The 18,315-nt window shown below is 59.1% G+C and carries 18 protein-coding genes and 1 tRNA gene; 9 read left to right on the top strand and 10 right to left on the bottom strand.

What is annotated here, in order from left to right:
• Nucleotide 1: 1 nt before the first annotated feature.
• From mreD to ACHZBF_RS15690, 3 genes are read right to left on the bottom strand one after another with little or no spacing between them, the layout of a single operon-like run.
• Nucleotides 2–490, bottom strand: a complete 489-nt coding sequence (gene mreD / locus ACHZBF_RS15700; RefSeq protein ID WP_029134767.1) for a rod shape-determining protein MreD — start codon at nucleotides 488–490, stop codon at nucleotides 2–4.
• A complete protein-coding gene (gene mreC / locus ACHZBF_RS15695) occupies nucleotides 487–1,368 on the bottom strand; it encodes a rod shape-determining protein MreC (RefSeq protein ID WP_321529395.1) in 882 nt (293 codons plus the stop codon). The genes mreD and mreC overlap by 4 nt, the downstream gene beginning before the upstream one ends.
• Before the next feature lie 52 nt (nucleotides 1,369–1,420).
• A complete protein-coding gene (locus ACHZBF_RS15690) occupies nucleotides 1,421–2,470 on the bottom strand; it encodes a rod shape-determining protein (protein WP_029134768.1) in 1,050 nt (349 codons plus the stop codon).
• 331 nt (nucleotides 2,471–2,801) lie between these two features.
• Here ACHZBF_RS15690 and gatC point away from each other — a divergent pair, with 331 nt between their 5' ends.
• From gatC to gatB, 3 genes are read left to right on the top strand one after another with little or no spacing between them, the layout of a single operon-like run.
• On the top strand, nucleotides 2,802–3,089 hold the full coding sequence (gatC, locus tag ACHZBF_RS15685) for an Asp-tRNA(Asn)/Glu-tRNA(Gln) amidotransferase subunit GatC (protein WP_029134769.1): 288 nt from the start codon (nucleotides 2,802–2,804) through the stop codon (nucleotides 3,087–3,089).
• Nucleotides 3,090–3,138: 49 nt separating this feature from the next.
• Complete coding sequence (gatA, locus tag ACHZBF_RS15680; RefSeq protein ID WP_321528947.1) at nucleotides 3,139–4,593, top strand: Asp-tRNA(Asn)/Glu-tRNA(Gln) amidotransferase subunit GatA; 1,455 nt, start codon at nucleotides 3,139–3,141, stop codon at nucleotides 4,591–4,593.
• Nucleotides 4,586–6,055: an Asp-tRNA(Asn)/Glu-tRNA(Gln) amidotransferase subunit GatB gene (gene gatB / locus ACHZBF_RS15675; protein ID WP_321528946.1), complete on the top strand. Its 1,470-nt coding sequence runs from the start codon at nucleotides 4,586–4,588 to the stop codon at nucleotides 6,053–6,055. The genes gatA and gatB overlap by 8 nt, the downstream gene beginning before the upstream one ends.
• Nucleotides 6,056–6,280: 225 nt before the next feature.
• Here the strand turns inward: gatB and ACHZBF_RS15670 are convergent, their stop codons facing one another.
• The 7 genes from ACHZBF_RS15670 to hemA form a co-directional block, all read right to left on the bottom strand.
• A complete protein-coding gene (locus ACHZBF_RS15670) occupies nucleotides 6,281–6,901 on the bottom strand; it encodes an ANTAR domain-containing response regulator (RefSeq protein WP_051302654.1) in 621 nt (206 codons plus the stop codon).
• Nucleotides 6,902–7,065: 164 nt separating this feature from the next.
• Complete coding sequence (locus tag ACHZBF_RS15665; protein ID WP_051302657.1) at nucleotides 7,066–7,677, bottom strand: class I SAM-dependent methyltransferase; 612 nt, start codon at nucleotides 7,675–7,677, stop codon at nucleotides 7,066–7,068.
• A 6-nt stretch (nucleotides 7,678–7,683) separates the two neighbouring features.
• Nucleotides 7,684–8,430 carry a HesA/MoeB/ThiF family protein gene (locus tag ACHZBF_RS15660; RefSeq protein ID WP_273440024.1) on the bottom strand — a complete coding sequence of 249 codons (747 nt, stop codon included), beginning with the start codon at nucleotides 8,428–8,430 and terminating at the stop codon, nucleotides 7,684–7,686.
• Nucleotides 8,431–8,520: 90 nt separating this feature from the next.
• Complete coding sequence (locus ACHZBF_RS15655; RefSeq protein WP_321528945.1) at nucleotides 8,521–8,931, bottom strand: hypothetical protein; 411 nt, start codon at nucleotides 8,929–8,931, stop codon at nucleotides 8,521–8,523.
• A 77-nt stretch (nucleotides 8,932–9,008) separates the two neighbouring features.
• Nucleotides 9,009–9,878, bottom strand: coding sequence for a peptide chain release factor N(5)-glutamine methyltransferase (prmC, locus tag ACHZBF_RS15650; RefSeq protein ID WP_321528944.1), 870 nt, complete (start codon nucleotides 9,876–9,878; stop codon nucleotides 9,009–9,011).
• A gap of 15 nt (nucleotides 9,879–9,893) precedes the next feature.
• Complete coding sequence (gene prfA / locus ACHZBF_RS15645; protein WP_321528943.1) at nucleotides 9,894–10,970, bottom strand: peptide chain release factor 1; 1,077 nt, start codon at nucleotides 10,968–10,970, stop codon at nucleotides 9,894–9,896.
• 145 nt (nucleotides 10,971–11,115) lie between these two features.
• Nucleotides 11,116–12,381 carry a glutamyl-tRNA reductase gene (gene hemA / locus ACHZBF_RS15640; RefSeq protein ID WP_273440016.1) on the bottom strand — a complete coding sequence of 422 codons (1,266 nt, stop codon included), beginning with the start codon at nucleotides 12,379–12,381 and terminating at the stop codon, nucleotides 11,116–11,118.
• 301 nt (nucleotides 12,382–12,682) lie between these two features.
• Between hemA and ACHZBF_RS15635 the strand changes: the two genes are divergently transcribed.
• The 6 genes from ACHZBF_RS15635 (at nucleotide 12,683) to pth (ending at nucleotide 18,283) form a co-directional block, all read left to right on the top strand.
• Nucleotides 12,683–14,437 carry a tetratricopeptide repeat protein gene (locus ACHZBF_RS15635; protein WP_321528942.1) on the top strand — a complete coding sequence of 585 codons (1,755 nt, stop codon included), beginning with the start codon at nucleotides 12,683–12,685 and terminating at the stop codon, nucleotides 14,435–14,437.
• 51 nt (nucleotides 14,438–14,488) lie between these two features.
• Nucleotides 14,489–15,373, top strand: coding sequence for a 4-(cytidine 5'-diphospho)-2-C-methyl-D-erythritol kinase (gene ispE, locus ACHZBF_RS15630; RefSeq protein WP_321528941.1), 885 nt, complete (start codon nucleotides 14,489–14,491; stop codon nucleotides 15,371–15,373).
• 165 nt (nucleotides 15,374–15,538) lie between these two features.
• Nucleotides 15,539–15,613 (top strand) — tRNA-Gln (locus tag ACHZBF_RS15625).
• Between the two features lie 248 nt (nucleotides 15,614–15,861).
• Nucleotides 15,862–16,815, top strand: a complete 954-nt coding sequence (locus ACHZBF_RS15620; protein WP_273440012.1) for a ribose-phosphate diphosphokinase — start codon at nucleotides 15,862–15,864, stop codon at nucleotides 16,813–16,815.
• A 73-nt stretch (nucleotides 16,816–16,888) separates the two neighbouring features.
• The gene (locus tag ACHZBF_RS15615; RefSeq protein ID WP_321528940.1) at nucleotides 16,889–17,521 is read left to right on the top strand and encodes a 50S ribosomal protein L25/general stress protein Ctc; all 633 of its coding nucleotides are present in this window, start codon (nucleotides 16,889–16,891) and stop codon (nucleotides 17,519–17,521) included.
• 171 nt (nucleotides 17,522–17,692) lie between these two features.
• Nucleotides 17,693–18,283, top strand: coding sequence for an aminoacyl-tRNA hydrolase (gene pth, locus ACHZBF_RS15610; protein WP_321528939.1), 591 nt, complete (start codon nucleotides 17,693–17,695; stop codon nucleotides 18,281–18,283).
• Nucleotides 18,284–18,315 lie beyond the last annotated feature (32 nt).

Genomic DNA, 18,315 nt, shown 5'->3' with positions numbered 1-18,315 from the left:
CTTAGCTGACCTGGAACTTGCGTCTCAGGTCGCGCAGCACGATGTAGATCCAGGGCCAGAGCAGCATGCCGATCAGCGGAGGGAACCAGTAGGAGAGCGGTGGTGTGGGCTGACCCACGGCGCCCATGACCCAAAGAGAGAGCAGTTTCTCCAGTAGCAGCAGTACCAGGATAGTCAGCGACTGTTGCCACAGGGGAAACAGGCGGATGCGCAGATGCATTTCGAAGGTGATATAGGCAATCAGCGCCAGCGACAGAGCGTGCTGACCCAGCAGGGTGCCGGAGAGCACGTCCACCACAATACCCACCAGCCAGCCGACGCCGACACCGACCCGCTGCGGCAATGCCATGGTCCAGTAGATCAGCACCAGCGTGTACCACTGCGGGCGCAGCATCTGGGCCCAGTCCGGCAGCGGCAGAATGGCCAGCAGCAGGGCGACGCAGAAGCTGATGATGATGACGGTGGTGCCGCTCCTCGGGGTCAGGGTCATGGCTCCTCCGGTGGCGGCTGTTCCGCGCTCTGCCCGGAATTGTCGTCGCTGTCGTCCCGGTCGGGAGGGGTCAAGGTCCAGACCAGCAGCGCCTCGCGGGCCCGCTCCAGGTGGGCGCTCGGCTGGGCCTTGATCAGGGCAAAGGGTTCGCCAGGCTCACGGCGGATCGAGGTGACGGTGGCAACCGGGTAACCGGAGGGGAAGCGGCCGCCCAGTCCGGAAGTGACCAGCAGATCGCCCACTTCTATATCGGCATTGTTCGGCAGGTTGGGCAGTTCCAGCTCATTGATGCGCCCGGTGCCGATGGCCACGGTACGCAGACCATTACGATTCACCTGGATCGGCAGGGCATGGCTGGCATCGGTGATCATCAGCACCGATGCGGTGAAGCGGTTGACGTGCACCACCTGGCCCATCACGGCATTGGCGTGCAGCACGGGCTGGCCTTTGTAGATGCCGGAGCTGGAGCCCTTGTTCAGCAGCACCAGCTGCCGGTACGGGTCCATGTCCACCGCGATCAGCTCGGCGATCAATACCCGGTCGCCGAGTTTGAACGAGGAGTCGAGCAGGTCGCGCAGACGCATATTCTCCGCTTCCAGGGCGGCCAGTTTCTGCTGTCTACCCTGCAGCAGCAGGTTCTCCCGGTGCAGTTCCCGGTTTTCTTCCTGCAGGCGGGTGCGGGTGGCGAAGGTCTCGGAGACCCAATAGCCGGCGGCGATGGGCAGGTTGGCCACAAATTGCAACGGATAGGTAAGGGTCGAAAGAATTGAGCGGACCGATTCCAGATGATGCTGGCGGTGATCGACAATCATCAGGGCGAGCGATAGCACCACGGCGAGCAGCACGCGGATACTGATGGATGGACCTTGTGTAAAGATCGGCTTAATAGGGGATCAGCCTCTTTGCTTTCTGATCGGTGCCTGACGGCAATTACTCCAGTGCGAACAGAAATTCTCCACCGCGTTCGTCCAGCATTTCGAGGGCCCTGCCGCCGCCCCGTGCCACGCAGGTGAGCGGGTCTTCCGCGATGAGTACCGGCAGACCGGTCTCCTCTTCCAGTAGCCGGTCGATATCCCGCAACAGGGCACCACCGCCGGTCAGGACAATGCCACACTCGGCCACATCCGCTCCCAGTTCCGGTGGCGTCTGCTCCAGGGCCGCCTTCACCGCGCCGACAATGCCAGAAAGCGGTTCCTGCATCGCCTCGAGGATTTCGTTGCTGGTCAGGGTGAAGCTGCGGGGTATGCCTTCGGCCAGGTTTCGGCCCTTGATCTCCATCTCCTTCACCTCGTTGCCGGGGAAGGCGGAGCCGATCTCTTTCTTGATCCGTTCGGCGGTGGCTTCGCCGATCAGGGTGCCGTAATTGCGCCGCACATAATTGATAATTGCCTCATCGAAACGGTCGCCGCCAACCCGCACCGAGTTGGAATAGACGATGCCGTTGAGGGATATGATGGCCACTTCCGAGGTGCCGCCGCCGATATCCAGCACCATGGAGCCGCGCGCCTCGTTCACTGGCAGGCCGGCGCCGATGGCGGCCGACATCGGCTCTTCGATCAGGTATACCTCGCGGGCACCGGCGCCGGCCGCCGATTCGCGGATGGCGCGGCGCTCAACCTGGGTCGAGCCGCAGGGCACACAGACCAGCACCCGGGGGCTGGGGCGGATCAATTTCGCCTCATGCACCTTGTGGATGAAGTGCTGCAGCATCTTCTCGGTGACGGTGAAATCCGCGATCACCCCGTCTTTCATCGGCCGGATCGCGGTGATGTTGTTGGGGGTACGGCCAAGCATCCGCTTCGCTTCTTCGCCTACTGCGGCAACCGACTTGCCACTGCCCGGCCCTCGGTCCTGACGGATGGCGACTACGGAGGGTTCGTTGAGCACGATGCCTTGGCCACGTGCATAAATCAGGGTATTGGCAGTCCCAAGATCGATCGACAGATCGTTGGAGAAAAGCCCGCGTATGCGTCTGAACATTGCGAAATTGATATCCCGTGAGGTGTGTCGTTAGTTATTGCAGGGCGTCGCTTCCATCGTGATGCCCCGGGAAAAGACGTAATCTAGCAATCACGGGGGGTATTGGGCAAGGAACTCTGCTGGAAAATATGCCGGTTTGGGGGCGTGTTTATCATTTCAGTACCTGCACGCGCGGTGCGAAATGTGTTAATTTCCCCCTCTTAATTTGTTATCCCGGTTGTGATCGGCCTGTGCGACGGTCTTTTGTGATCTGCTGCGCCGGCTCGGCCACGGCACCATCATAGCCCCTGATCAACCGCCTGTATATCGAGGCCTGTATTTCGAGGAAGTTATGTCGCTGGAAAGATCCGATGTTGAGAAAATTGCGCATCTGGCCCGACTTGCCGTGAGTGAGGATGAGCTGGATGCGGTCACTTCAGACCTGTCGAATATCCTGCACCTGGTGGCGCAGATGGACGCGGCCGACACCGCCGGGGTGGAGCCGATGGCCCACCCGCTGCACATGGCGCAGCGCCTGCGCCCGGATGAGGTGAGCGAAACGGATCAGCGGGAGAAATTCCAGGCGATTGCCCCGTTGACCGAGGACGGGCTCTACCTGGTGCCCCGGGTGATAGAATAAACAGTGTCGCCGATCTCGGGAGACTGAAAGATTTTGATGGGTAGAGTGCATGCATAACAATACTATTTTGGAGTTGGCGCACGGCCTGCGGGGCGGTGAATTCACCAGCGTTGAGCTCACCCGGGCCTATCTGGACCGGATTGCCAGTCATAACCCGGCGCTGAACTGTCTTATCAGTGTGTGCGAAGAGGGCGCCCTGCAGGAGGCGGAGCTGGCGGATCGACGGATTCGGGCGGGTGACGACGGACCGCTACTGGGCATTCCCATCGTGCACAAGGACATCTTCTGCACCGACGGGGTGAAAACCAGCTGCGGCTCCCGGATGCTGGATAATTTTACCGCACCCTATGATGCCCATGTGGTCTCGCAGCTGAAGCAGGCGGGTGCGGTCATGCTGGGCAAGGCCAACATGGATGAGTTCGCCATGGGCTCATCCAATGAAAACAGCTTCTACGGTCCGGTCCACAACCCCTGGAAGGCGGGCAGCGTGCCGGGTGGCTCTTCCGGTGGTTCCGCTGCCGCAGTTGCAGCCCGGCTCTGTGTGGCGGCCACCGGGACGGATACCGGCGGGTCGATCCGCCAGCCGGCCGCCTTCTGCGGTATTACCGGGCTGAAGCCCACTTATGGCCGGGTGTCGCGCTACGGCATGATCGCCTTCGCCTCATCGCTGGACCAGGGTGGGCCGATGGCGCGCAGCGCGGAGGACGCCGCCGCCCTGCTGCAGGCCATGGCCGGCTTCGACAGCCGTGATTCCACCAGTGCCGAACAGCCGGTGCCGGATTATCTGTCGGCCCTGAATGATGATCTGAAGGGGTTGCGTATCGGCGTGCCCAAAGAGTATCTCGGCGAGGGGCTGGACGCGGCGATTGCCGAGTCCATTCAACTGGCACTGGACGAGTACGTTCGCCTGGGGGCGGAGCTGGTGGAGATCAGCCTGCCCAATACCCATTTGGGCATTCCAACCTACTACGTGGTGGCACCGGCCGAGTGCTCCTCCAACCTGTCGCGCTTTGACGGTGTGCGTTACGGCTACCGCTGCAGCGATCCGAAAGATCTCGAGGATCTCTATAAACGCTCCCGGGGAGAGGGATTCGGCGCCGAGGTGAAACGACGCATCATGATCGGTACCTACGCACTTTCGGCCGGCTATTACGATGCCTACTACCTGAAGGCGCAGAAGATCCGCCACCTGATATCCGACGATTTCCGCGCCGCCTTTGAACAGGTGGACGTGATCATGGGCCCGACCGCGCCATCAACCGCCTTTGCTATCGGCGAGAAGGCGGATGATCCGGTCAACATGTATCTTTCGGATATCTACACCATTGCGGTGAATCTGGCCGGATTGCCCGGGATGTCAATTCCGGTGAGGCCGGTTAATGACATGCCGGTGGGTCTGCAGTTGATCGGTAACTATTTTCAGGAGGCGCGGCTGCTGAACGTGGCCCACCAGCTACAGCAGGTGACAAACTGGCACGGTGCGGCCCCGGCCGGTTTTGAGTAACAGAGACGGACTACAGAGACAGCATATGCAATGGGAAACCGTAATCGGGCTGGAGATTCATGCCCAGCTGGCGACCAGATCAAAAATCTTTTCCGGTGCCTCCACGGCGTTTGGCGCGGCGCCGAATAGCCAGGCTTGCAATATCGATCTCGGCATGCCGGGTGTGTTGCCGGTATTGAATCAGGAGGCGGTGCGCATGGCCGTCACCTTCGGCGTGGCGATCAATGCCGAGATTGCGCCGCGCTCGGTATTTGCGCGTAAAAACTACTTCTATCCGGACCTGCCGAAGGGCTACCAGATCAGCCAGTTCGAGCTGCCGATCGTGGGCAAGGGGGTTGTTGAGATTGAGCTGGATGATGGCACGCTAAAGCCGGTGGGTGTGACCCGGGCCCATCTGGAGGAAGATGCCGGTAAATCGCTGCACGAGGATTTTCACGGCATGACCGGTGTGGACCTGAACCGGGCCGGCACGCCGCTGCTGGAAATTGTCTCGGAACCGGATATGCGTTCCGCCCGGGAGGCGGTGGCCTATGCCAAAAAGATTCACCAGATCGTCCAGTATCTGGGGATCTGCGACGGCAATATGCAGGAGGGTTCGTTCCGCTGTGACGCCAATGTCTCGGTCAGGCCCCAGGGCGGGCCGCTGGGCACCCGTGCGGAGCTGAAGAACCTGAACTCCTTCCGCTTCCTGGAGCGCGCCATCAATATCGAGGTGGAGCGCCAGATCGACCTGATTGAGGCCGGTGGCACGGTGGTACAGGAGACCCGGTTATACGATGCCGACCGGGATGAGACCCGCTCCATGCGCTCCAAGGAGGAGGCCAATGACTACCGATATTTCCCGGACCCGGATCTGTTGCCGGTGGAGCTGGATGGGGGCCTGATCGAGTCGGTCAGGGCGGCCATGCCGGAGCTGCCCGACGCCAGGCGGCACCGGTTTGAGCGGGACTACGCATTGAGCCCGTACGACGCCTCGGTGCTCACGGCCAGCAAGGGGCTGGCGGACTATTTTGAGCAGGCGGCCAAAGTCGCGGGGGATGCCAAGCTGGCGGCCAACTGGGTCATGGGGGAGCTCTCCGGGGCCCTGAACAAGGCCGGCATGTCACTTGATGCGAGCCCGGTAAGCGCCCAGGCCCTGGGTGGCATGCTGCTGCGCATTGTCGACAATACCATCTCCGGCAAGATCGCCAAGCAGGTGTTCGAGGCCATGTGGGCCGGTGAAGGAAGTGCCGACCAGATCATCGATGCGCGGGGATTGAAACAGATCACCGATAGCGGGGCGATTGAGGCGGTTGTGGATGAGGTCCTGGAGGCCAACCCGGAACAGGTCAGCAATTACCGCAAGGCAGATGAGAAGAAGCGACCGAAAATGCTCGGCTTCTTTGTCGGCCAGGTGATGAAGCAGTCCAAAGGCAAGGCCAATCCGCAACAGGTCAACGAACTGCTGCTGAAAAAGCTCTGAATGCAGTCAGTCAAGTCACGGATTCTGCTCGTTCGAACAACCGCGAAGAGCGCAAAGAACTCGAAGCAAAACAACGGTATGTGTTCTCCGATCCTTTACCCGCCGGGTGGAGCGGAAATCTTGCCTAGCCACAGTGTCTCTTGGTGCGCTTTGCGTTCTTTGCGGTGAAATCAATATGTAGCCTGGAGGGAGTCCCGTCCTGCCGACCGCTGCGCCGGGGCTGAATCAGCGCGTTTTCAGGCTGTGCTCGAAGATCGCCTCAATCAGGTCATCGCGACTGGCGCTCTCTTTTACCAGTGCGGTGGCCAGGTTGGCCAGTTTCAGGCTTTTGGATCGTGCGAAACACCTGATCGCGTCAAAAGCGTTCTGTTCATCAGCGGCAAATCGCTGCATGTAGATGCCTACTGCAACACTGATTTCACGGTTGCGACTGATGGCACCCAGTAGTTCCGACTCTTTTTTTTGTAGCTGCTGCAACTCGGCTGAACGTTTGAGCGCCGTCTCAATCGCCGGAATCAACTGCTGGATGTTGACGGGTTTGACCAGGTAGCCGAGCGCGCCCTCCCGGGTGGCCACTTCCACCACATCATGATCGGAATAGGCGCTGAGAAACAGGGTGCTGATGTTTCCACGTTGCTTTAATTCGCGCGCTGCTTCAATGCCGGTCATGCCGGGCATACGGATATCCAGGAGGGCAAGGTCGGGCTGTTCGAGCAGGCCAAGTTGAACGGCGGTTTTGCCATCCTGGGCGGAGACCACCTGGTACCCGGCATCGCTCAGGCCGCTTGTAATGCTGGTGAGTGTGAAGATGTCGTCATCAGCAACCAGGATTGTATCTTGCTTCATGGTGATTCCTGAATAATCTGTACGCAAAATTCCTACATCCCTACAGGATGCAAGGGCATGGTATCAGAAAGATAACAGCCGGCTGTCTGTTGTGATACAGGATTATAAAGCATCAAGCGCGGATGCCCAAACCTTGTCCTTTGGGACGGTGACCCTCGACCGGACTAGTCCGGTAACGTGGCCATGGCTACCGTATAGGTATTTCCCTGTTTGAGTTTTTTGTAATTACCGAACACTTCAAGGAAGGCTTTCTGGATGAATTTTCGCAATCCGCTGATTGTTACCACATAGAAACGGGCGCCGGGGTTCATTCGTACCAGGGCATCGTAAAAGTAGAGGTAATAGAGTTCCTTGCCGGTCTTGGCCGGCAGATTGGAGACAATCAGGTCAAAACGGCGATCCCCTATCTGGGCGAAGCCGTTACTGAGAAAGATCTCCGTATTGGTAATGCCGTTGATTGCGGCATTTTTCCGGCTGTAATCAATGGCGACAAAGTCCTTATCCACCAGTACGCTGGTTCCCTGCGGCGCCAGCCGGGCCAGGGTCAGGCCGAGCGGTCCGTAGCCACAACCCAGATCCAGAGTGTCGTCCGTCTCCCGCACCTCCAGGTAATCGAGCAGCAGCCGGCTTCCCTCGTCGATCCCCTTCGGGGAGAAGAGTCCCCAGGTGGTGTGGTAAGTGAGCGTCTCTCCACGCAGGGTCTCCTGGAACACAATATCCCTGCGCAGGTTGTCCAGGTAAGTGGCGGTGTTGTCGGGTATTTTTATGCTGCTCATCGATAGCTACTGCTGGTTGCCGCAGGTCTTGCAGGCGGGGTCTTTCTTCAGGATCAGGCTGCGCCACTGCATCTCCAGGGCATCCAGGACCAGCAATCGGCCGATCAGCGGACTGCCCGACCCGGTAAGCACCTTGATCGCCTCCAGCGCCTGGACGCTGCCGATAATGCCCACCAGCGGTGACAGGACACCATTGGCGGAGCAGGTCTCATCCAGTTCGGCGGCGCTGCCATACAGGCAGCGGTAGCAGGGCTCGTCCGGCTGACCGGTGAAGACGGAAACCTGACCCTCCATGCGTATCGCGGCACCCGATACCAGTGGAACCTGGTGGCTGACGCAGGCCTCATTGATGGCAAAGCGGGTGGTGAAGTTGTCCGTGCCGTCGATCACCAGGTCGGCCCGCCTGATCTCCCGCGCCAGTTCTTCCCCTTCGAGTCGCGTGGAGACGGTTTCGATCCGACACTCGGGATTGATGGCGCGCAGTGTTTGTCGTGCCGAATCAACCTTCAGTTGGCCCACGCTGCCGGTGGTATGAATAATCTGGCGTTGCAGATTGGTCAGCTCGACACGATCGAAGTCCACCAGCACCAGTTCACCAACTCCGGCAGCGGCAAGGTACATGGCGGCGGGAGAGCCGAGTCCTCCCAGCCCAAAAATCACTACCCGGGATTGCAGCAGTTGTTCCTGCCCCTCGATACCGATGCTGGGAAGCATGATTTGTCGACTGTAGCGGAGGAGTTGGTCATCATTCATAGGTCACAGGTCATCTGTGCTCAGGCATGGCCCGAACGGCATCTCCGCCTTCCCGGCCCCTGAAAAGGTATATTCTGCTGTAGGGTCCTGCTACAGATATTTTCGCCAGTGTTCGGGTCGGGTGTCCGAGCAGCCGTGATTTCTGTGTTCGTAGCGGTTGATGAAAATCTTGCGGGTGCTGTTGTGGTCCTCTTCGCTGCAGCCGTTGTTGGCGCGCTCGATCTCCTCGGTGTAGTAATAGAGGGCGCGCGCGATCTTGTAGATCAGTTTGCTGCTGAGATGGAAGCCGCAATCGACCAGGGCGGTTTCAATGTGCTCCAGAGAAATCTTGAGGACATGGTAGCGTACCTTGAGCTGCAGATGGGTCTCCGCATGAACCTCGATAACACCGTCGATACCTTCCAATAGTCCGGCGGCTGAGCGGGCTTGCTCAGGATCGGGGTGCAACTCCGTGAATACGATTTCCCGGAGTTTGATCAGATCGCTGTCGTCACTTTGCATAGTTATGATCCTAAACACTACACAGAAATTATCAAGCACTGAGCGCACATTTCGATATGAATTTAACGGCTATGGTTTCAATCGAAATTATTTACATCATCCACTGGCCGCTTGCCCTTGGTCAACCGGTCTCGCAACTCCAGGTCCTGGTGAGTCGATATCGCCCGGTAACCAGCCTGGGAAAAGAGCTGGCGAACGGCGCTCCCCTGGTCCAGGCCGTGCTCAATAATCAGCCACCCCTCCGGTTGCAGGTGGGGCGGGGCGTCGGCGATCAGTTGTCGGATATCGCCCAGGCCATCCGGCCCTGAAGTCAGGGCCGTGACCGGCTCCCAGGGAAGACCGTCCCGTTGCAGATGGGGATCGCCCTCGGCCACATAGGGTGGGTTGCTGAGGATCAGGTCGTAGAACTCTCCTGTTTTCAGGCTGGCCATCCAGCTGCCCTGACGCAGTTCGATGTTATGCAGTTGAAGTGTCTGACAATTGTTTTCGGCGATGGCCAGGGCGGCGGCCGAAATGTCCGTGGCAACCAGCCGTACCTGCGGATGTTCACAGGCTATGGCCGCCGCGATGGCGCCACTGCCGGTCCCCAGGTCGGCCACGGTTGCGGTTTCCCGCTGTTTGAGCAGCGCCAGTGCACACTCCACCAGCAATTCGGTCTCCGGGCGGGGAATCAGCGTGTCCGGTGTCACTCGCAGGGACAGGGACCAGAACTCCCGGTACCCGGTGAGGTAGGCCAGCGGCTCCCCCCGGTTGCGCCGTTCAATCAGCGCCAGAAAGTCTGCCTGCTGGTCGTCACTCAGGTGCTGTTCGGGCCAGGCGTAGAGGTGGCTGCGGGGACATTGCAGGACATGGGCCAGCAGCACCTGTGCCTCCAGAGGGGGAAGGCGGTGTGTCTGTCCGGCGAGCCGAAGCGCGGCGACGATGGAGAGCGGCCCGTCTGCAGTCATAGGAACCCGTGCCGATCAATGGGCCAGGGAAGTGAGTAGTTCCGCCTGATGTTCATGGGTCAGCGGGTCGATTACCTGATCGAGTGCGCCGGTCATGATTTCGTCCAGCTTGTACAGCGTCAGATTGATGCGGTGATCGGTAAGCCGGTTCTGCGGGAAATTGTAGGTGCGGATGCGTTCTGAGCGGTCGCCACTGCCTACTTGCAGTTTACGGGACTCGGCCTGTTCACTGGCCTGCTTCTCCTGGATGCCGGCAAGCAGCTTGGCCTGCAACAGTGACAGGGCCCGGGCCTTGTTTTTATGCTGTGACCGCTCATCCTGACACTCCACTACGATGCCGCTCGGCAAGTGAGTGATGCGCACGGCTGAGTCGGTCTTGTTGACATGCTGTCCACCGGCACCCGATGCGCGAAAGGTGTCGATGCGCAGATCGTTAGTGCTGATCTCGACATTGTCCACTTCGGCCGCTTCCGGCAGGATGGCGACAGTGCAGGCCGAGGTGTGCACCCTGCCCTGGGATTCGGTTTCCGGTACCCGCTGGACCCGGTGGGTGCCGGACTCGAATTTCAACCGCGAGTAGACATTGCGGCCGGAGACCCGGCTTACCACCTCTTTGTAGCCGCCCTGTTCCCCCGGGGTCTGGCTGATGGTCTCTGCCTGCCAGCCCATCTGTTCAGCGTAGCGCAGGTACATGCGCAGCAGATCCCCGGCGAACAGCGCGGCCTCCGCGCCACCGGTACCGGCACGCACCTCCAGAAAGATGTTCCGGTCATCGTTCGGGTCAGGGGGGATCAGCAGCAGCTGAAGCTGCGGCTCCAGCTGTTGCAGTCTCTGCTCTCCCTCAGCCAGTTCCTCTTTCGCCAGATCGGCCATTTCCGGGTCGCTCAACATCTCCCGGGCGCTGGCAATTTCGCTTTCCAGGTCACGATAGCGGCCAAAACACTCCACTACCGGTTCCAGCAGGGCGTACTCCTGACCCAGTTCCCGGTAGCGGTTCTGATTGTTCTGGACTTCTGGTTCTGCGAGGAGGGCGGTGATCTCTTCAAAGCGTTCGGCAATCTGGTCCAGCTTGCTGCGTATGGATGCGTTCATGCAGCACATCCCTGTGCTGCACCCTTCGGGCAGCTTCGCTGTGCAAAACGGCTATCCTGCCGTTTTGTCATGCGGCATACACATCCCTGTGCCGCACCCTGACGGGCGGCCTTCGGCCGTGAAAATTGTCTATCCCGCCAATTTTTCATTGAGTGGTTTTTTCACTAATTTGAAAGAGGGTGTTTGCCGCCTCCAGGATCTCCGACTGACCTTCGAATCCGGCTTGTCTGATCTGGGTGCTGGGAGTGTGCAGCAGTTTGTTGGTCAGGGTGTGGGCGAGAAATCTAAGGCTCTCTTCAGGGGACTTGCCCGACTGCATCTGTTTCAGCGCCCGCTCCAGCACATCATCGCGCATCTGTTCCGCCTGCCGGCGATAGTCCTGGATCATGCCTACCGCATCCAGCGAACGCAGCCAGCCCATGAACTCCTCGACATGCAGGTCGACAATCTCCACGGCCTGTTCCGCCGCCTCCTGGCGCGAACGCAGGTTCTCCTGAATCACCTCCTGCAGATCGTCAACCGTGTAGAGGTAGACGTCGTTCAGTTCGCTCACCTCACTCTCGATATCCCGCGGCACGGCGATGTCGACCATGAAGATCGGCTGGTGCTTGCGCTTTTTCAGCGCGCTCTCCACGGTACCCTTGCCGACCACCGGTAGCGGGCTGGCGGTGGATGAGATGACGATATCGGCTTCCGCCAGGTGGTTGGGGATCTCGGTGAGGCCGATAGCATAGCCATCGAACTGGCCAGCCAGCTGGTGGGCCTTCTCCAGGGTTCGGTTGGCGACGATTATTCTGCCAACACCATGTTGGTGCAGGTGTCTGGCCGCCAGTTCGATGGTCTCGCCAGCGCCAATCAGCAGGGCAGTTTGTTGTGACAGGTCACTGAAAATCTGGCGTGCCAGGCTGACGGCGGCAAAGGCGACAGAAACCGGACTGTGTCCAATGGCGGTATCGGTGCGTACCTGTTTGGCGACGGAGAAGGTGTGCTGAAACAGTCGCCCGAGAAATTTCCCGCTGGTTGAGGCGTCATTGGCGGTCTGGAATGCCTGCTTCACCTGTCCCAGGATCTGCGGCTCCCCGAGCACCATGGAGTCCAGTCCGCTGGCTACCTTCAGCAGATGGCGGACGCACTCCTGGTCCTGATGGCTGTAGAGGAAGGGCGAGATGGTCTCTTGCTCCAAGCCATGGAACTCCCCCAGCCAGGCGCAGATCTGTTCCCGGTCGGAACGAGTGTGGGCGCAGTAGATTTCGGTCCTGTTGCAGGTCGAGAGAATGACTGCTTCGTCTATTCCCGGCCGTTCCGACAGGCTGCGCAGCGCGGCCACGATGATGTCCGGCCCAAAGGTAAGCCGCTCGCGGATACCTATGGGTGCTGTCTTGTGGTTGAGGCCGAGCGTAATCAGTGCCATATGAACTTGTCGCGTATCAGGGTAGTCTCAGTATTTCGGTATAGATGGTGTTTTCCTCCTGTTACTGACGGCTGTCGCTGTTTGGGATCAGTAATCTTTTCAGCGACATTGCAACCGGGTGAATTACCATAAAATCCGTGCCTGTCGGACCTTGGAAAGTGAAATTTTGTATTATCAAAAGGTTAAATACAAGCCGCAGGACGTTTCTCGGGAGTTAAATGTCGTCCATTGGCTGTAATCCCGGTTATCATCTATTCTCATTAACAGGCCCCGGGTTGGGCGTTTTTCAGGTGTAATGTTCATGCGGCAGTTGCTTCAACGGGTACTTATCCTCACGTTTTTCTGGTCACTTGTCGGCTGCCAATCCGTCCCGGTCAAAACGGTTCCCGCGACCACGGCCGCGCCGCTTTCCAGCGAGCCTGGTGAACCTTCGGTTGAAATCAAATCGCCAGACTCATCGGGTCGTGCCACTGAGCTGACCCAAGATATCGTGTTCAACCTGCTGGCGGGTGAGGTGGCCGCGCAGCGTGGCGCCTTGAGCGAAGCCTACGCATATCAGCTCCAGGCGGCCCGGCTGTCCGGTGATGCCAGATCGGCTGAACGGGCAACCCGGCTGGCCCTGCATATGGACAAGGATGATCTTGCGGTCAGGGCGGCCAGTCTCTGGGTGGATCTGGCGCCAGAAGACCTCACTGCGCGTCAGCTGGTTGTTGTTCTGATGCTGCGCCAGAATGAACAGGCGCCTGTGTTGGAGCATCTCAAGGCCATTGTCCAGATCAGCGAAAACAAGGATGAGAATGGTTTTCTGAATGCCATGGCGGCGATTAACCGCGAGTTGAAACGGGACACCGTACGGAAGTTGATGCGCAAGCTGGTATTGGCGTTCCCTGATGATCCCCGGGGCGGCTATGCACTGGCCATTGCCGCGCTGGTGGATAAGGATTTTGCGGCCGCTGAACAAGAAGCGGACCGGCTTGTCGCCGCCCATCCTGACTGGCCGAAGGGCTACCTGGTGTTGGGTCGGGTCTATCTGGCTCAGGGCGACAAGGCGCAGGCGAAAACATTTCTGGCGGATGCTGTCAGCCGATTTCCCGAGGATCCTTTGCTGATATCCGCCTACGCCCGGCTCTTGGTGGATGCCAAAGAGCTGCAGCCGGCTTATGAGCAATTTCTGAAACTGGAGGAGATAGAACAGGAGGGCGATAGCGCCAGTTATTGGCTTGGGCTGATTGCCCTGGAGTTGGGTAAGGATGAAGCGGCGCGCGAACATTTTTTGCGCCTGATCAGCCTGAACAAGCGGGCCGATGTCGCGGCCTATTATCTGGGGCGAATTGCGGAAAACAGGGCGCAACCCAAGCAGGCGATCGAGTGGTATCAGCGTGTGGAAAGTGGTGAATTTAACGATGAGGCGCAAGTCCGAATCGTCCGGCTGATGGCGTCGGAAGGCGCGGTTGGGGAAGCTCTTGACTGGTTGCAGCGGAAGCGTATCCAGTATCCGGACCAGGCGGCCAGATTCTATCTGATAGAAGTGGAGCTGTTGCGCGACCACGGAACGCCTGAGCAGGTAATGGCGTTGTTTGACACGGCGATCGGCGCAATGCCGGGGAATAATGATCTTCTCTATGCCCGTGGTTTGTATGCGGCGACCCAGAAAAGGGTGGATATCCTGGAGCGTGATCTGCTGCAGGTGATTAATAATGATCCCAAGCATGCCGACGCACTGAATGCCCTTGGCTACACATTGGCCGATCAGACCAACCGACATCAGGAGGCGCTGGATTATATCCGGCGTGCGCTGGCACTGAAGCCGGATTCGGCCGCCATTATGGACAGTATGGGGTGGGTGTTATTCCGGCTGGGGCGGTATCAGGAGGCGATAGGTTATTTGCGCCAGGCCTTCGATAAGTTGCCGGACCCGGAGATTGCGGCGCATCTGGGTGAAGTGCTCTGGGTGACCGGTGAGCAGCAGCAGGCCAGGCAGGTTTGGCAGGGTATCCTTGATGAGTCCCCCGAAAGTGAACATGTGCTGGAAGTCATGCGGCGTCTGAAAATCTGATCCTGCCAATGATTGTCAGAGAATTCCCGTTGTCTGTTATGTCACTTTGTCATGTATTCCGATAAAAGTAGTGACTGGTGGCCGGCGCCGGCCAAACTTAACCTCATGCTCAGGATTGTCGGCCGCCGACCGGATGGCTACCATCTGCTGCAAACGGTGTTTCGCTTTATTGATTGTGGTGACCGCATCGCTTTTGCCGTCAGGTCCGATGGAGTGATCCGGCGCTCGCTGGGTAATGAGTCGGTGCCGGAGTCGGAGGACTTGATGGTCCGGGCGGCACGACTGCTTCAGCGGGAGTCCGGCATCTCGCAAGGCGCGGATATTTCACTGATCAAGAATATCCCCATGGGGGGCGGCCTGGGTGGTGGTAGTTCCGATGCCGCCACTGTGCTGGTAGCGCTCAACAGGCTCTGGGGGGTTGACTATTCCCAAGAGAAGCTGGCCGAGCTGGGTCTGCGCCTCGGTGCCGATGTGCCGGTTTTTATCAAGGGGCGGACGGCCTGGGCCGAGGGAGTGGGTGAGGAGTTGTCGCCGGTTTCTGTGCCGGATGCCTGGTATCTGGTAGTGGTGCCGCCCTGTCATGTGTCCACGGCGGTTGTTTTTAGTGATCCGGAATTGACACGGAACGCTCCTCGAACGACAATACGCGACTTTCTTGCGGGCAGCCAGGAAAATGACTGCTTGCCAGTGGTATTGAAGCGCTATCCTGAAGTCGCAGAGGCTGTGCGCTGGCTGGCAAAGTACGCGCGGGCAAGATTGACCGGCACGGGTGGTGCTGTTTTCGCCGAGTTTGCTCGGCAAGCCGATGCCCGCGAGGTACTGGAGCAAGTGCCTGGGGGATATCAGGCGTTTGTGGCAAGGGGGCTGGACAGCTCGCCGTTACTGATGGCGGCAGGGAATTTTCCCGAGAATTTTAGGGCATCGCCAGGCACCTAGGTGCCTGGCTTTGATCCAGGTGTCCGTGGGTTCGAAGCGAGCCCGGCAGCGGCCTTGCCGCTGACCCCGAAGGGGCGGAGGGCGCAGCCCGGAGTCATCCTGCCGCCCCAGCCTGACTGCCCGGGTGGCAGTGAGTGGGATGGAATATTTGAGTTTAAAGATTTTTGGGGCGTCGCCAAGCGGCTAGGCACCTGGTTTTGATCCAGGCATACGTAGGTTCGAATCCTACCGCCCCAGCCAGATTAGTTAAGGTATCTGCAGGGCAGTGCCTGGGCGGCAGGGTGAGAACCTACAGGTTCGAAAGGTGAGCGGAGCGAACCTAACAGCGGCGCAGCCGCTGGCCCCGAAGGGGCGGAGGGCGCAACCCGGAGTCATCCTACCGCCCCAGCCGTATTTTCCGGGTATCCGCACAGCAGTTGCCTGAGTCAGCCCGCATATAAAGGCGTTATCGTTTCCCGTTGATTGTCGGACAGGTGGAGAGGCTTGTTATGCCAGATAGCCACATGATGGTTTTTTCAGGAAATTCCAATCCTGAACTTGTAAGCGAGATTACTTCTCGTCTCAGTCTGCGCACGGGTAAGGCTATTGTTGGTCGCTTCAGCGACGGTGAGGCGATGGCTGAAATACAGGAGAGTGTACGCGGGCGCGATGTGTACGTTATCCAGAGCACCTCGCAGCCGACCAATGACAACCTGATGGAGTTGTTGGTGCTGATCGATGCGTTGCGCTGGGCCTCGGCAGAGCGCATCACGGCGGTGATACCTTATTTTGGTTATGCCCGCCAGGATCGCCGTCCACGCTCCGCCAGAGTGCCGATTACCGCCCGCCTGGTGGCCAAGCAGATCGCGGCGGCGGGCGCTGACCGTGTAGTAACAGTCGATCTGCATGCCGACCAGATCCAGGGCTTTTTTGATATCCCGGTAGATAATATCTACGCCCTGCCGGTGCTGCTGGGCGATGTGTGGCGTCAAAAGTATCCCAATCTGATGGTGGTTTCGCCGGATGTGGGTGGTGTGGTGCGCGCCCGGGCGCTGGCCAAACAGCTGGATGATGCGGATCTTGCCATCATCGACAAGCGGAGGCCGAAGGCCAATGACGCCCAGGTGATGAATATCATCGGTGATGTCAAGGGCCGGACCTGTGTGCTGATCGATGACATGGTAGATACGGCGGGTACCCTGTGCAAGGCGGCACAGGCGCTCAAGGATCGCGGTGCGGAGCAGGTGATTGCCTACTGTACCCATCCCGTGCTGTCGGGACCGGCAATTCGCAATATTGAAAATTCGGTACTCGATCAGCTGGTGGTCTCGAATACCATCCAGCTACACGAGGAGGCGCGGCACTGCAGCCGAATCCGCCAGATCTGTATAGCGGAGCTGCTGGCGGAGACCATGCGCAGAATCGCCCTGAATGAATCGGTGACCTCGCTCTTTATGGAGTGATAGCCAGTCCTTCACTGTCATTTCTGGTCGCGGAGTGGCGGTGATTTATTAACTTGATGGTTTGGAGAAAATCATGAAAGAAGTGTTTGTTGTTAATGCGCAGCTGCGTACTGATACAGGGAAGGGTGCGAGCCGCCGCCTGCGTCATGCCGGGCTGGTTCCGGGCATCGTCTACGGTGCTCACCAGGACCCCGCCATGATCTCTATGGTGCACAGTGATCTGATTCAACGGCTGGATCATGAGGCGTTTTATTCGCACATTCTGACCTTGAAAATTGACGGCAAGTCAGAGCAGGTGATCCTGAAGGATCTGCAGCGCCACCCGGCCCGGCCGTTCATTATGCACGCGGATTTCCTGCGGGTCAGCGCCAAGGAGAAGCTGAAGACCCACGTGCCGTTGCACTTTGTGGGAGAGGATGTGGCACCCGGCGTCAAGGCCGGTGGTGTGGTATCCCATCTGCTCACCGAAGTGGAGGTCAGCTGTCTGCCGGGAGACCTGCCGGAATACATCGAAGTCAACGTCGCTGGACTGGAGGTTGGCGATGCAGTCATGCTGTCTGAGGTAGCGCTACCGAAGGGTGTTGAGCTGCCTGCGTTGGCGCAGGACGAGCCGCAGGACGTGCAGGTGGTTTCAATTCACACCGCGCACGTGGCCGTCGAGGAAGATGAGATTGAAGAAGAAGGGGAGGGGGCCGCGGAAGAGTAATCTGCGCCCCTGTTCCTGCTGTGGGGCCGGACGAGATGTCCGGCCCCTGTTTTACCTCCCCTGTGCACAGTGTGCCGAACCGCCCCCCGGCAACCGCTCGGTCGGTAGAGGGATGGGCAAAGCTTGGCGCGCCCGCCAACCCTACTGTACGAAAAAGGTTACAGTCCCCGTATGAGTAGCCATCCCACACAGCCCATCCGCCTGATTGTCGGTCTTGGAAATCCGGGGACTGACTACGCGGCGACACGCCACAATGCCGGCTTCTGGTTTGTCGACCTCCTGGCGGAACGCTATGGCGGCGTATTCAAATCCGAATCGAAGTTCCACGGCCAAGTATGCCGGATCCTGGTCAAGGGGCAGGAGTGCTGGCTATTGAAGCCGTCAACTTTCATGAATCGCAGTGGCCAGTCGGTATCCAGCCTGGCCAAGTACTACAAGATCGGCCTGGACGAGATCCTGGTGGCCCATGACGAGCTGGATATGCCCCCGGGTGTGGTGCGACTCAAGTTCGGTGGCGGTCATGCGGGACACAATGGGTTGCGGGATATCGTGAGAGCCATGGGTGGCAAGGAGTTCTGGCGGTTGCGAATCGGTATCGATCATCCCGGGAATGCGCGCGAGGTGGTGAACTATGTGCTGGGCCGTCCATCCAGGCCGGATGCCGAGGCGATTTCCCGGGCGCTGGATGAGGCAGAACGGGTGCTGCCCGATCTGGTCGAGGGGCGTTTTCAGATAGCGATGAATGCATTGCATTCTAGTTGATTGGTAGTTTTCCATATAAAAAACCCCCGCCG

It is taken from the genome of Sedimenticola selenatireducens (assembly GCF_963675335.2).
Classification (GTDB): Bacteria; Pseudomonadota; Gammaproteobacteria; order Chromatiales; family Chromatiaceae; genus Sedimenticola; species Sedimenticola selenatireducens.
This window is presented reverse-complemented; position numbering and strand designations above follow the sequence as displayed.

Bases quoted from the DNA above. Each gene is read 5' to 3' on its own strand.
- ispE (WP_321528941.1), top strand. From the start codon at position 14,489: ATGTATTCCGATAAAAGTAGTGACTGGTGGCCGGCGCCGGCCAAACTT.
- ACHZBF_RS15655 (WP_321528945.1), bottom strand. From the start codon at position 8,931: ATGCAAAGTGACGACAGCGATCTGATCAAACTCCGGGAAATCGTATTC.
- prfA (WP_321528943.1), bottom strand. From the start codon at position 10,970: ATGAACGCATCCATACGCAGCAAGCTGGACCAGATTGCCGAACGCTTT.
- ACHZBF_RS15665 (WP_051302657.1), bottom strand. From the start codon at position 7,677: ATGAGCAGCATAAAAATACCCGACAACACCGCCACTTACCTGGACAAC.
- prmC (WP_321528944.1), bottom strand. From the start codon at position 9,878: ATGACTGCAGACGGGCCGCTCTCCATCGTCGCCGCGCTTCGGCTCGCC.
- gatA (WP_321528947.1), top strand. From the start codon at position 3,139: ATGCATAACAATACTATTTTGGAGTTGGCGCACGGCCTGCGGGGCGGT.
- ACHZBF_RS15660 (WP_273440024.1), bottom strand. From the start codon at position 8,430: ATGAATGATGACCAACTCCTCCGCTACAGTCGACAAATCATGCTTCCC.
- hemA (WP_273440016.1), bottom strand. From the start codon at position 12,381: ATGGCACTGATTACGCTCGGCCTCAACCACAAGACAGCACCCATAGGT.
- ACHZBF_RS15620 (WP_273440012.1), top strand. From the start codon at position 15,862: ATGCCAGATAGCCACATGATGGTTTTTTCAGGAAATTCCAATCCTGAA.
- ACHZBF_RS15615 (WP_321528940.1), top strand. From the start codon at position 16,889: ATGAAAGAAGTGTTTGTTGTTAATGCGCAGCTGCGTACTGATACAGGG.
- ACHZBF_RS15670 (WP_051302654.1), bottom strand. From the start codon at position 6,901: ATGAAGCAAGATACAATCCTGGTTGCTGATGACGACATCTTCACACTC.
- mreD (WP_029134767.1), bottom strand. From the start codon at position 490: ATGACCCTGACCCCGAGGAGCGGCACCACCGTCATCATCATCAGCTTC.
- pth (WP_321528939.1), top strand. From the start codon at position 17,693: ATGAGTAGCCATCCCACACAGCCCATCCGCCTGATTGTCGGTCTTGGA.
- gatC (WP_029134769.1), top strand. From the start codon at position 2,802: ATGTCGCTGGAAAGATCCGATGTTGAGAAAATTGCGCATCTGGCCCGA.
- ACHZBF_RS15690 (WP_029134768.1), bottom strand. From the start codon at position 2,470: ATGTTCAGACGCATACGCGGGCTTTTCTCCAACGATCTGTCGATCGAT.
- ACHZBF_RS15635 (WP_321528942.1), top strand. From the start codon at position 12,683: ATGCGGCAGTTGCTTCAACGGGTACTTATCCTCACGTTTTTCTGGTCA.